General features: G+C 62.1%; 11 protein-coding genes. 8 read left to right on the top strand and 3 right to left on the bottom strand.

Annotation, left to right across the window (positions count from 1 at the left end; translation table 11 throughout):
* Positions 1–2: 2 nt before the first annotated feature.
* From NLR35_RS00635 to NLR35_RS00615, 5 genes are all read left to right on the top strand, one after another.
* Positions 3–212 (top strand): hypothetical protein, encoded by a 210-nt coding sequence (locus NLR35_RS00635; protein WP_257164633.1) that lies wholly within the window; start codon positions 3–5, stop codon positions 210–212.
* 10 nt (positions 213–222) lie between these two features.
* Positions 223–600: a hypothetical protein gene (locus NLR35_RS00630; protein ID WP_257164632.1), complete on the top strand. Its 378-nt coding sequence runs from the start codon at positions 223–225 to the stop codon at positions 598–600.
* Positions 584–1843 (top strand): integrase, encoded by a 1260-nt coding sequence (locus NLR35_RS00625; protein ID WP_257164631.1) that lies wholly within the window; start codon positions 584–586, stop codon positions 1841–1843. Before NLR35_RS00630 ends, NLR35_RS00625 begins: the two co-directional genes overlap by 17 nt.
* Positions 1844–1847: 4 nt before the next feature.
* Entirely contained in the window at positions 1848–2054 is a 207-nt protein-coding gene (locus NLR35_RS00620) for a hypothetical protein (RefSeq protein ID WP_257164630.1), read from the top strand.
* 341 nt (positions 2055–2395) lie between these two features.
* Positions 2396–3034: a hypothetical protein gene (locus tag NLR35_RS00615; RefSeq protein ID WP_257164629.1), complete on the top strand. Its 639-nt coding sequence runs from the start codon at positions 2396–2398 to the stop codon at positions 3032–3034.
* Positions 3035–3172: 138 nt separating this feature from the next.
* On the opposite strand, the gene NLR35_RS00610 is transcribed toward NLR35_RS00615, so the two are convergent.
* Positions 3173–3979 carry a hypothetical protein gene (locus tag NLR35_RS00610; protein ID WP_257164628.1) on the bottom strand — a complete coding sequence of 269 codons (807 nt, stop codon included), beginning with the start codon at positions 3977–3979 and terminating at the stop codon, positions 3173–3175.
* 659 nt (positions 3980–4638) lie between these two features.
* Entirely contained in the window at positions 4639–5187 is a 549-nt protein-coding gene (locus NLR35_RS00605; protein WP_257164627.1) for a hypothetical protein, read from the bottom strand.
* A gap of 1685 nt (positions 5188–6872) precedes the next feature.
* On the opposite strand from NLR35_RS00605, the gene NLR35_RS00600 reads away from it, so the two are divergent.
* The 3 genes from NLR35_RS00600 (at position 6873) to NLR35_RS00590 (ending at position 11329) form a co-directional block, all read left to right on the top strand.
* Positions 6873–8579 (top strand): hypothetical protein, encoded by a 1707-nt coding sequence (locus NLR35_RS00600; RefSeq protein ID WP_374940785.1) that lies wholly within the window; start codon positions 6873–6875, stop codon positions 8577–8579.
* A gap of 207 nt (positions 8580–8786) precedes the next feature.
* Positions 8787–9398 (top strand): LysE family translocator, encoded by a 612-nt coding sequence (locus tag NLR35_RS00595; RefSeq protein WP_257164625.1) that lies wholly within the window; start codon positions 8787–8789, stop codon positions 9396–9398.
* 410 nt (positions 9399–9808) lie between these two features.
* Positions 9809–11329, top strand: a complete 1521-nt coding sequence (locus tag NLR35_RS00590; protein WP_257164624.1) for a VCBS repeat-containing protein — start codon at positions 9809–9811, stop codon at positions 11327–11329.
* 99 nt (positions 11330–11428) lie between these two features.
* Here the strand turns inward: NLR35_RS00590 and NLR35_RS00585 are convergent, their stop codons facing one another.
* Positions 11429–13066 (bottom strand): isocitrate lyase, encoded by a 1638-nt coding sequence (locus tag NLR35_RS00585; protein ID WP_257164623.1) that lies wholly within the window; start codon positions 13064–13066, stop codon positions 11429–11431.
* Between the last annotated feature and the right edge of the window lie 126 nt (positions 13067–13192).

Genomic DNA, 13192 nt, shown 5'->3' with positions numbered 1-13192 from the left:
CAATGATGTCCGGCGGACCGATCGAGGGGTTTACGAAGGGCTGGGCCTGCGTTCTCGGCAAGTGGGGTGCCGCTCACTACTACACGCGCGATCAGCTTTCTTATGCTGCCGCTCTTTGCGGCGTCTGGGAGGTCAAGGTCGGCGCGCTGCGGGACGTCGGCACATGGACAAAATGCAAGCGATGCGAAGCAAAACTCGGCCGCATGGATTGAGCGCCTGCCCATGACCTCCCGCGCGCCCACCTCCTCCACCCTTCGCTTCCGCGTCGACCCCGCCGACGTGCCGGCGGAAAAGGCGGCGCGCCGGCTGCACCTCACCGAGGCGCAGTTTCGCGAGAAGCTGCCGGAGCTGCTGGCGCGCGGCTTCCCGGCCGCCGATCCGACGACCGGGATGTTCGACCTCGAGGCGATCGATCGCTGGCGCGCCGAGCGGCACCGCGGCCGCGACCAGGCGCTGCCGGAATTGACAAGTGCGCCGCCGTCTCTGCAACCTGCCGCCAGTGACAACGGCCCGGGCGACAGCCTCGGCAGGGTGGAGCGCTTCTGTGCAGCCAAAGAACGGCAGACCGCGGGGCGGAGGCGGCATGGTGGCGCTGCCTGATTACGTCCGCGCCGCCGGCAAGCCCGGCTGCAAGCCGATCTTCTATTTCGAGAAGCACCGCCGCACGCCGCGCGCCTGGCCGCGGCTGCGCATTCCGGCCGAGCCGCTGTCGGAGGAGTTCGCCCGCCGCGCCACGCAGCTGTCGCGGCTTGCGGCGGCCCAGGATGCGGCCGGCGCCTGGATCTGGACGTTCATCGACGTCAGCGGCCGGACGCATCCCCTGCCCGCGCCGGCCGATTGCGCGGCCTTCTGGGCCGCTGTCGACAAGGCCGATGAGCTCGGCCGCAGGCTCGCCGCCGGCGTCGCCAAGACCTTTTCAGGCCTGGTCATCGAGTTCCGCGAATCCCGCGCCTATGGCGACCTGAGCGACGCCACCCGCGAGCAATACGACCGCTACATCCGAACCATCGAGGCCGCCTGGGGCAATGACCCCGTCGCCGCTCTGACCGCCGTCGAGGTCCAGGGCGTGCTGGACAAGGCGTTTCGCGACATCCCCGCCGCCGGCCGCGCGTTCCGCGCCACGTTGAGCCGGCTGGTCTCCTGGGGCATTCCGCGCGGCTACCGCAACGACAACCCGGTCGAGCACACCGAGGCGGTCGAATCGGATGGCACCTACTCGCCCTGGCCGCCGGAAGCATTCGATCTGTTCTTCGCCCATGCCCGCGTCGACCTGCATCTGGCGGTCTATTCCGGGCTGTTCACCGGCCAGCGCAAGGTCGACGTGCTCAAGATGATCCGCCCCAAGGCCGGCGCCACCGAGATGCCGCTGGTGGCGCAGAAGACCGAGTTGCGTGTGCCGGTCCAGATCCATTCCGAGTACCGGGCCCTGATCGACGCGGCCGCCTCTACGGCCAAAGCGGCCAATGACAAGGCCGCCGGCGACAAGGCCGAGGCCGAGCCGATGCCCGAGCAGCTCCGCCTGCACCTGCGCGCTGACGGCGTGCCGTGGAGCTACGAGGGCTTCAAGACCGCCTGGGGCCGAGAGCTCGACAAAAAGGAGCTCAAGCTGTTTCGCGACAACAGGCTCGTGTTCCACGGCCTGCGCAAGAACGCCGTCAACATGCTGCTCGAGGTCGGCTGCACCGAGGAGCAGGTCAGCGCGATCGTCGGCATGAGCGCCGCGATGGTGCACCACTATTCGAAAGAGGTCAGCCGCTTCCGCCTAGCCCGCTCGGCGATGCGGATCCTCGAGAGCGGCTGGGCCGCGCAGCGGGTGCATGTGTTGGGGAAGGCGAAGGATTGAGCCGATGAGCGAGATATCCTACAGCGGCCTTTGCTGCGGCGGCCCGAACGACGGCAAGCTCATGGTCAATCGATGCCCGACGGTCAACGTGCCAGTGATGACGCACGGCCTGTACATTGGACAGTATCGCCATGACTCCAAGCTTGGCATCTGGCTATGGACTGGTGAGTGGCCGCCAAAACCCAAGCAGAGCCCTAGCCAGAACGTGTGAGAGGGTTGGCAAACCCCCACTTTCTGGGGCATGTTCCGGCAGAATTTCCCACGAGGTTTGTCAACCCGCAGCATTGAAATCATTCACGAAAACCGGCCGACACCCCTCCTTTTAATCATGGGGTCCCGGGTTCGAGTCCCGGCGCGCTCACCAAGACATCAGATCAATACCGGTCTACCTGCGAGAGATCTTCGGGCTTATTGCTGGATCGGTTGGGCGGCCGGTTTTCCACATGACTGCTGGCCTGTTTGGTCGATCCGGGGCACAAATAGGCGTTGCAGATTTTTTGATTTTTCCGGGGCGCTTCGATGAATTGGGCAAGAACACTCGTCGGCGTTCTGTTGGCTGCCATCGCCCTGCCGGGCTGCATCACGACATCCATGCAGGGATATGCAGACCGACAACTGCCGGCAAAGCCGATCGGCCGCATGGTCGCTTATGTCTCCGGACCCGGACCTCTCGTATCAAGCATTCAGACCAATATCGCTGATGAGGCCCGGAAACGCGGCGTCGTCGCTGACGACGCACTGATGCTGTTTCCTCCGACACGGACCTACACCAACGCCGAAGTTCAGCAGGGCCTTGCGCGCGACGCGATCGAGGGCGTTCTCGTCATCAGCGTGGGCGATAGCGGCGTGCAGCAACAATACGCCGGCACGATCTTGTCAGGCCAATATTCCGGCACATCCAGCGCAAGCGGGATCGTCAATACGTTCGGCAACACCTCGACGATATCCATGAATGGCACATCATCGGGCACGATCACTGCAACGGCGACGCCGACCTACCGCTACAAACGTCAGACCACGTTTACAGCCCGGCTTCTGGAGGCAAGCACCGGGCGGAATCTCTGGGTCGGCAATGGTCAGGTCAATGCCGGCGGACTTCTATTCGTTGGCGACGGCGCAAACGCTTCAAGCTCAGTTGCAGCAATTTTCGACGACCTGCAGCGCAAGGGCATCATCGGATCATCAAGCTGATCGAGTGCCGTGCCGTTTACGACCGAGTCCTGCCTGACCGGGGCAATTGAAGATACTTCATTTGCGATCTTCGAAGACGTCCAGGCTACCCATTTCGCGCGCTGGACTACGGTGACCATACCCTCAACTCTTGATCTACTACAATGTCGGGACGACAGCAGTCGTCGTGGGCACATCGGGCATCACCTTAAGCATGGCGCCGACCACGCTCCGCGAGATACCTAGGATTTCGATTTCTTCACCGACATCGAGAATGACCTCGGGGTGAATGAGCGGATTTCGATGAAGTTTACCAAGCTGTTTCAAAGACTCCCATACTTTGGCGTCACCAGCATGATTGTCTTCCAGAGCCTGTGCAAAAGTGCCGATGGTTTCCAACTTTGGACGCGGCTTTCCGTTGGTCACATGATCCCAGTATCGCTTGAGTACAGATTCAACGACCCGGAAAATATGAAAACCCGCCGCGGTTGGTAGCTCAAAGGCAATCGCCTTTCCTACTTCTTTCGCGTCACGCAAAGCTTCCGGAGCTTTTGCGCTCAGGGTAGTCGGAAACAGGCGGGCGCCGTCCGCGATTAGCAAATTGACGTCGTACCCTTCCTTTTCAACAACTAAGAAAGACGGAAAATTACTGACTTCCGAGATAAAGACCGGCTTGAACGCGTCTCGCTTATAAGTAAGCATCCAGACTTCAAACGAGTTTACCGATTCCTTTTTGTCGGGCCCTTGTCCCAGCATTTCAATGATATGCTGATAGAGATCGTTCGCCAGCTCTCTAGAAACTCGCAAATGGGATGAGTATGGGCTTTTGAAAAATACAGTTTCAATCTGGTTCTGCGCATTGAACAAGGTAGGCCAGGCAATCCTGGTCTCACCCTCCTTTACATTATCAAGATCATTGATTGCATTGATAACATCAAACATCCATGGAATTCGAATTCTGATCATCGCAATACTCCCAGATAAACATTTCAGGGGCATCCCGATGTGCGGGACCGCACGGGCTTGATAGGTTTGCTATAGCGCCCACTGCCCTTCAGCGGCCAGCGCCTTTGTGCTTACCGCCGAAATTCACAGACAAAGTTGTTTGCATGGTCAAATCCTGAGCCGAATGGCTCAGATCGTCAACCGTGCTAGAACCACCTGTAGGCAGCGACAAGGAAGATCACCAGAAAGCACGCGGCCAAGATGCCGAGCCCCCCTTCGGCGCTGACGTCGATCTTCCAGAACCTGATTTGGAATTTAGGCGTCTGATTCATGACATAGCTCTCCATTGAAACTCTTGGAGAGCCGGTGAAATCAGTTCTCAGGGCTCAAAGGTTGATAGGACTGATTTGCCGAGCCATGGCAACATAAAAAATTCTCTCTACCCAATTTGTCCGCATTTCTTACCGAGCGGTGAATAACTCCAACTTTCTACGGCACATCCCCAGCACGGCTCGCACTATCGAATCGAGTTTGTCCTGGACTACGGTGAAGATTCGTTAAATCCGAAATTGCTTCTGTGCCTCGATTGAGCGCATCGAATACGTTCCCGCGCAGCAGTTTCATGCGCTGTCTCCGCAACTACCGTAACCGCCAGTGACACACGATCCGCTCCCCCTTCTCTACCGCGGCGCATCGGCCTCCAACACCACCTTCGCCACCGGATAGCGCCAGTCGTTCTTCGTATTGTCGGCGGCAGCATCAATGCCTGCCACGATGACAGCACCGAGGATGCCGCCATTGACGCCGCTGGCGAGGCGAGCTTGGCGCGTCGCGTCGATCGGTGCGACGGTGATCATCCGCTTTTGATAGCCGGCCTTCTGGCAGGTCACGGCCAGCGTGCTCGACTGTCCGCGGTAGAGCGGCACGCGCACCTTTGCGGGGGTCGTCATGGTTGCCGTGAAGCCGGAGGCTTCCAGTAAGCAGGACGCGCCGGCCATCTCGACCTCGCCGCCGCCGCCGGGATTGTGGAACGTCCGCACTTCCACGAGCTGATCGCCCGCGAACTCGGGCACGCTCGGGTCGGTTCGGCGCTTCGCCTCGTAGACGTCGATCCCTCGGCTGCCCGTGGTCGACCTGATGTCGGTCACGTTATTGACCGCGAGCGGCGCAGCACACCCACCAAGACACGCTACGCCAATCATGGCCAGCCAGCCGGCTGGCCAACGCAAACACTTCATCTGAGCCCCCACGGCATCCCCAACTCTCGTCGACCAGCGGTAGCAGGGGCGGAACTGGGGAACAATAGCCGCAACCTCGGGGGGATTAGATCGACTATCAAAAACCAACTACGTTGCGGGCAGGACACAGTCGCTGCCATCCCCCGGCATCGAATAGATCGATTGTATGGGATGCATCAGACAATCGCCGGCGGCGGGAAACTCTGGAGTCATCGACATGATGCCGTTGCGCCGCCGCAACCTTCCTCGCGATCAATGCCAGGGCGATGCGTTCGATACTCGCACAGATTGCAGCCACCGGCGGGCCTTCATGCGGCAGCGTCCGGATCATGTGCGAGGGCACGGCGCTTTCAGGATGTGCTGTGAGAATACGCAGAAAAACTCATTTCATGAGGCCAACCAACAAGATCACCCCTATCCAATCGTCAGCGCGAAAACATTTGGATTCACTTTTTCAGAATTTCATGATTGGTTGCGCTCGTCCCTTGCTCCTCGCTAGGGGCGGATCGCATCGTCATGGACGTTGGGCGCGGGGAGCTGAGACCGCCGCGACCAAGGCGGCGTCTGCCGCCTCGTGGGCCGATGCACGCGTCGCCCGGCACTGCACATAGGCTGGCGAGCCCGGCTGAGCCCCGTAGCTCCGGCATTCCTGGTCATCCTTGGCCGCGAGTTCGGCCCGTATCTCTTCCGACGACCTGAAGCAGCCGGTCAGCAATGGCCCGGCCAAGAAAATCAACAATAAATATCGCATGAGCCCGCCTCCCCCGGGGCGGCACTGAACCTCAACTCCAGCGCGAGATCAAGCCGCGGGGCCGAAATGGAGGACTCCATCGGCTTCACGGCGATCGTCCGCGAACGTCTTGGCACCGCGCTTGGGCGAGGACGCCATCATCTGCCAGGGCCCCCCCTGTCCAGTCCTTGCGCGAAAAATCGACTTCCATATTTCCGAATTTCATGCTACACACTCCCCCATCCCGTGCTCCTCGAGAGGGGCGGATCGCGATCGTCACGGACGTTGGGCGCGGGGAGCGGTGGCCGCAGGCTGGTCGCAGCGTGGTTATGTACGCGGACGAACGACTGCTTGCGGACGTGAAATCGCGTGGTCCTGGCGCCCCGAGGCTGGCGCCAAGCTTTCGGCAGGATGAGCCTGAGGGCGACGGTGGCTATCAAGCCGGACACCGGGGAGAGCGCGTATAAGCGTGAAGACCATCGCGCGGGGAATGCCGGGTTGATCCGGCTGAACCTGTGGTGACTGCCGCCTGCTTTTTCTTCTGCAGGCGGGCCATGGGTTGCGGCCAGCAGCCCGGCATTCCCCGCGCCCTCTGTGCAGAGGGCGAAACGACCGGCAAAGCTCGGGCGCGACACGCGCCGCGACGATGCTTCATCATGGCCCCCGCCCGCGTCTCTCCCGGTCCCGATCATCTCTCGCATCATCAGGGAGGTGCCGATGACCCCCGTGTCTTGTTCCGGCGCTCGGATCGTGGCCGGACGCAGCGAACTGCGGCAAGGAGAGCGGCCCGCTCCGCCCGCTCGGGAGGACGACCATGATGGACAGCGAGACCGTCTGACGGCCGCGCCGCGCGCAGGATAATTCACGCATTTCTCACACGGGTTCCGGCCGGGCCGGACTTACGATCCCTGTCGCAACTTTCACGCAACATGTTGGAGTGTCGGTCATGGTTCGCCTACGTCGCATCCTCCTGTTCAACCTGGTCCCGCTGTTGGCCGCGTCCCCTGCCCTCGCGCAGCTCACGCCGACGGCCTCCCCTCAAATCGACGCATCGGTCGTGACCCATTGGGCCATCACGCTGCTGGGATTGGCGACGGCAGCCCGGCTGGCTTGGCGGGCCTTCGGACGGGACGTCGCTGTCGACGAATTCCCGACCATTCCGCGCTACATGACCAATCGCTCGCAATACCTACTCGGAAGCATCGCCTACACACTTTTCGCATGCGCCGTCTTCCTGGTTCTCGTCCAGGAGCATCAGCCGATCCTGGCAATGACGCCATCCGGCATCATTCCCGAACCCATTCTGCAAGCCGTCAAGCAGAATTCCGCATCCTATATCGTCGTCGTCGTTGCCATCGGCGCCATCTACCTCTATTTGCTCACCAAGGAAGCCGACTGGAATCTGCTGCTCGGGATGCGCGACGTGATCCATCTCTGGATCAGCGTTCCCCAGCTCGCAAAGGAAATCATCGCCCAGATCCGATTTGCGTTGCGCGTGTCCCCCCAGACCATTGCGCAGGTCGTCGCGAGCTCGCGCGCGCTGACCGAGCGCGACTTTCAGAAGGACTACCTCACGCCTGATCGCTTGTGGGCCGAGATCTGCTACATGAAGTGGTGGCTTGAACGAGGTCACGAAGCCGGCAACGATGCCACCTTCTTCATCGAGGACAGCTTCGGATTCGAAAAGCTGATCGCCGAATTCGACCAGACGGCGTGGACGATGGAGCAGTGGAAAGCGGGCTCTGCCGCAAACCTCGCGATGGCCGACTTCGCCCAGAAGATCAAGAACCTCCACACCCGCTTCGCGCGGCTCATCGCCTGCTATCTGATCTACCGCAACGCCTCGCGACGAGACCTCTGCAAGGAAGCCTACGAGTTCGGCGTGGTCATCGTCCCGCCGCGTCTGCAGAACCCGCTGCATTACTGGACGATCTATGCGGTGGCGCTGATCGCAGCGGCGCATCTCGGCGTCTACCTGTCGGCCGTGACCTTTGATGCTCTCAACGGAAAGGGCCTCGTCATGGGTCAGGCTTCAGACCGGATGCTGGCCTGGGTCCTGTACTCCATGTCGAATTTCGGCTTCGCGATCACCTTGGTGCTGCTGCTTCGCCTTGCGACGAGCGAGCTGGTGCCGGCGATGAACCAATCTCTGATGGTCACGTATTGCTGGAGCTTTCTCGTCGCCTTTGCCGCCGGGCCTTTCGGACTCGCTCTGGCGGTGCATTTCTTCGGCGAGGATGCGTCGCGGGCGCTTCCGTTCTCCGAACTCTATTTCCGGATGCTCAGGTGGGGCTTGGGCCCGGCGCTGGTGTCCGTGTACATTTCCTACTACCTGGACCGGCAGACCTGCCCGGATCTGCCCGACATCGACATGTCTGCTGGCAGAATTGTCTGGAGGCTTCTCAATTGTCTCGCGTTTTCGCTCGGCGTGGTGTTTCTGCTGCTGCCCTCGCTCCTCACGCTCGTCGCGCCGGAGGGAGCGACATGGGACACCAACAAGCTGCGCTTCCTGGCGACGGGAACGACCTTCAGCATCGCCTACGGTCTGGCCTTCGCCGCCCAGTTTGCCCTCGTCAAACCGCGGCAACGCCTCAGGGTTGATCCTCGCAGCCCACCCGCGATGAACAGCCCAGCTCCCGTGGTCAGGCCCTAACTGCCTGCGCGGTCAGGTCCGATGGGCGCGGAGCTCAGAGAGGCAGCCAAGGCTTCAAGCCTTGGCTGCTATCATTGTCGGCCTTCCCACCAAACGACCGTTGTCGCGGAGATGGCGGCTATCGTTCGCCGGCGCGGCGTGAAATGGTGGCGTTCGGTGTTGAAGACTCCGGCCGCGCTCGCGGCCGCGAACCTGGGGAGACCGCCGATGTCCACTGCCTTCCTGCTGACCTCGCTGATCGTGGTGGCCTCGCCCGGCACCGGCGTGCTCTACACGCTGGCGGTGGCGCTGACCAAGGGCTCGCGAATGAGCATTGCGGCCGCGTTCGGCTGCACGCTCGGCATCATTCCGGCGATGCTGGCTGCGATCATAGGCCTCGCGGCCATCATGCACACCAGCGCGCTGGCCTTTGCCGCGCTGAAATGGTGTGGCGTCGCGTATCTGTTGTACATGGCCTGGCAGACGCTCGGTGAGCGCGGTGCGCTGTCCGTGGAAGCCAGGGATGACGCGCGCTCGGCCGGGCGGGTGGTGCTGACCGGCTTCCTGATCAACATCCTCAATCCAAAACTGTCGATCTTCTTCCTCGCCTTCCTGCCGCAGTTCATCTCAGCCGACCAGGCGCATCCGCTCGCGGCCATGCTGGAGCTATCGGCTGTGTTCATGGCGATGACGTTCGCGGTGTTCGTGCTCTACGGCCTGTTCGCCGCCGCCGTGCGCGATCGCGTCGTCAGCCGCCCCCGCGTCATGACCTGGCTGCGCCGGGCGTTTGCCGGCGGCTTTGCGCTGCTCGGCGCGCGGCTGGCGCTGGCGGAGCGCTGAAGCGACTGCGTAAGAGAGGGGCCCCGGATGGTGCTGCGGTTCTCTTGGAATCGGATCGCTTGGGATTGGATCGCTTGGGACCGGCGTCACAACACCCGATCACGCGGCGCGCGCGACAGCCGCTCCGGCTGTTGGCAACGACAGCGTCAGCCTGGTGGAGCGGACCGGCGGATCGAGTTGGCGGTCGGCTTGGTCGCATCCGCAACCTTGACGCGCATTGCCGGGCAAGCCAGCATCCGAGAGGAGATGGCTTTCACTCCGGCAGCGGACTAGTCTGCCGATGGTCCGATCATGCTCTGTGATGCCGTGCTCATCTGACGTCAGGCCGGTATTGAGTTGGTCCGGCCCTACGTTGATCCTGTATTGAATTGGTCCCAAGAGTGCGGCACCGCTGACGGGTTGAGGGCAAAATGTCGATACGCAAAGTCGATTTGAACCATGACGGAATTTCCGACCTGTTACTGCAGGATGAGACGACCGGCGACGTGACGACGCTGCTGATGCAGAACGGCATTCCGGCCAGCAGCATCACCTATCAGATCGCCCAGGATTATCCCTCGACCTACAAGATCACGGGCTTCGGCGATTTCGACGGCTCCGGAACCACGGATGTGCTGTTCCACAGCCTCAGCAACGACCACGCGATCGACTGGCTCACCGGCGCGAATGGCATCGTCGTCGGCAACCCGACCTATAATTGGATGCGGACAAGCTATGACGTCGTCGGCACCGGCGACTATTCCGCCGACGGCAAGTCCGACATGCTGTGGCGGGGAGAGACCGACGGCCAATTGATGATGTGGCAGATGAACGGCCTTTACATCAAGGCCTACACGCCGCTGGGACAGATCCCGACCAGCTACAGCGTCGTCGACGGCAGCAGTGATTTCACCGGTGACGGCAAGTCGGACATCCTGTTCCGCGGCATGGATGACGGCCAGACCACGCTATGGGCGATGAACGGCAGCGACATCGAGCAGCGCTTCGATTTCGGCAAGATCCCGACATCGGTGAGCATTCTCGACACCAAGGCCGACCTCAATGCCGACGGCACCCACGACATCCTCTGGTACGATCACGGCAACGGCAACGTCGTCGAATGGCTGATGCATGACGGACATCCGACCATCAACATCATCGGCAACGTCTCGCCCGCCACCAATGCGACCCTGATCAGCGCCGACGGCGACTACAATGGCGACGGGATCTCCGACCTGTTGTGGAATGTCGGCGGCAACCTTGTGACGTGGACGATGAACGTCCAGGGCGGCATCTTCTCGGTCGACTATGTGCACGACAACAGCGGCAATCAGGTGCGGCTCGGCGCCACCCAGATCGTGGAAGACGCGGTCGACACGTTCGACGGCACCGGCCGCAGCAGCCTCGTGATCCGCGACACCAGCAGTGGGGCGGTGCAGTTGCTATCAATGCTCGGGCCGACGGTGACCAACGTCGTCAACATCGATGCAGGATCCAACAGCACTGTGGCCAATGGCGCCGGCTCGGGCGTGGTCATCAGCGCGGACCAGTCGCACGCGTATTACGGCACCGATGGCAACGACACCTTCGTGATCCAGTCCGGGGCCGCCACGGTGACCGGCGGCGCCGGCGACAATCTGTTTCACGTCGCAGGCTTCAACTGGGGCGCGACGATCACCGACTTCAAGCCCAACGCCGATCAGCTCGTGCTGGATCGCTCCGCCTACATCAACGCCGTCGGCGCGCCGGTCTATGATCCCGGCGTGGTGTCGTTCACGTCGGGGACCGCTGGGCCCGATGTGGGCGATGCGCGCTATCAGTTCTACTATCAGACCACGACCGGCCAGCTCTGGTATGCCGAGCCGTTCGGCTCCGTCGCCAACCAATATGAGCTGGTCGCCACCTTGCAGAACCACCCGACGCTGTCGAGCCACGACATCCTCCTGGTCTGACGTCGGGCTGGTCTGGCGTCGATGCCTCCAAGCAAAACCCGCCTGGAGCGTTGCCGCTCCAGACGGGTCCTGTCAGTCCAGCTACTCACCCGGCGGAGATCAGCCGAACTGGTTCATCGTGTTGTGCGCGCCGCCGGCCTTCAGGGCCTTGTCGCCGGCGAAGTACTCCTTGTGGTCGTCGCCGATGTCGGAGCCGGCCATGTTCTGGTGCTTGACGCAAGCGATGCCCTGGCGGATCTCGGCGCGCTGGACGTTCTTGACGTAGCCCAGCATGCCCTGCTCGCCGAAATATTCGCGGGCGAGGTTGTCGGTCGACAGCGCGGCCGTGTGGTAGGTCGGCAGCGTTATGAGGTGGTGGAAGATGCCGGCGCGCTTGGCCGAGTCAGCCTGGAAGGTGCGGATGCGCTCGTCGGCTTCCTTCGCCAGCGGGGTGTCGTCGTACTCCGCCTTCATCAGCTCGGCGCGATTGTACTTGCTGACGTCCTGGCCCGCCTCCTTCATCGCGTCATAGACCTGCCAACGGAAGTTGAGGGTCCAGTTGAACGACGGCGAGTTGTTGTAGGCGAGCTTGGCGTTCGGGATCACCTTGCGGATGCGGTCGACCATCTTGGCGATCTGCTCGATATGCGGCTTCTCGGTCTCGATCCACAGGAGATCGGCGCCGTTCTGCAGCGAGGTGATGCAGTCGAGCACGCAGCGGTCCTCGCCGGTGCCGGGACGGAACTGATAGAGGTTCGAGGGCAGCCGCTTCGGCCGCATCATCTTGCCATTGCGGTTGATGATGACGTCGCCGCTGCGCGCGGTCTCGGGCGTCACTTCCTCGCAATCGAGGAAGCTGTTGTACTGGTCGCCGAGATCGCCCGGCTGGCTGGAGAACGCGATCTGCTGCGTCAGGCCGGCACCGAGCGAGTCGGTGCGGGTGACGACGATGCCGTCCTCGACGCCGAGCTCGAGGAAGGCGTGGCGGCAGGCGCGGATCTTGGCCAGGAAGACGTCATGCGGCACGGTGACCTTGCCGTCCTGGTGGCCGCACTGCTTCTCGTCCGAGACCTGGTTCTCGATCTGCAGCGCGCAGGCACCCGCCTCGATCATCTTCTTGGCGAGCAGATAGGTCGCCTCCGCATTGCCGAAGCCGGCATCGATGTCGGCGATGACAGGGACGACGTGGGTCTGGAAGCCGTCGATCTTGGCGATGATCTCGGTCTCCTTCGCCTTGTCGCCGGCCTTGCGGGCCGCGTCCAAGGTGCGGAACAGATCGTTCAGCTCGCGCGAGTCGGCCTGGCGCAGGAAGGTGTAGAGCTCCTCGATCAGCGCGGGCACCGAGGTCTTCTCGTGCATCGACTGGTCCGGCAGCGGGCCGAACTCGGAGCGCAGCGCCGCGATCATCCAGCCGGAGAGATAGAGGTAGCGGCGGTCGGTCTTGCCGAAATGCTTCTTGATCGAGATCAGCTTCTGCTGCGCGATGAAGCCGTGCCAGCAGCCGAGCGACTGAGTGTACTTGGTGCTGTCCTCATCGTAGGCGGCCATGTCGGCGCGCATCACGGACGCGGTGTAGCGGGCGACGTCGAGACCGGTCTTGAAGCGGTTCTGCAGGCGCATGCGCGCCACGGCCTCGGCGGTGACGCCGTTCCAGGTCGGGTTGGTCTCGAGCAGCGCACGCGCCGCCTCGACCTCGGCCTGGTAGGACGAGGGTCCCTGGAGAGCCTGATCGTTCAGTCCACGCGGTTGGAAGTTCATGTCCGTGATCCCTTGGTTAAGGACAACCTGGGACCTGTTGTAAGCAGCCCGCGCCGGCGGACCAGACATTGCGCGGAAAACTTGTCACACTTTACAAATCTCTTGTGTATAGCTGTAAGGAGATTA

It is taken from the genome of Bradyrhizobium sp. SRS-191 (genome assembly GCF_024586915.1).
GTDB lineage: Bacteria > Pseudomonadota > Alphaproteobacteria > Rhizobiales > Xanthobacteraceae > Bradyrhizobium.
Note: the sequence above shows the minus strand (reverse complement) of the source record. Positions and strands in the feature narration are given on the sequence as shown.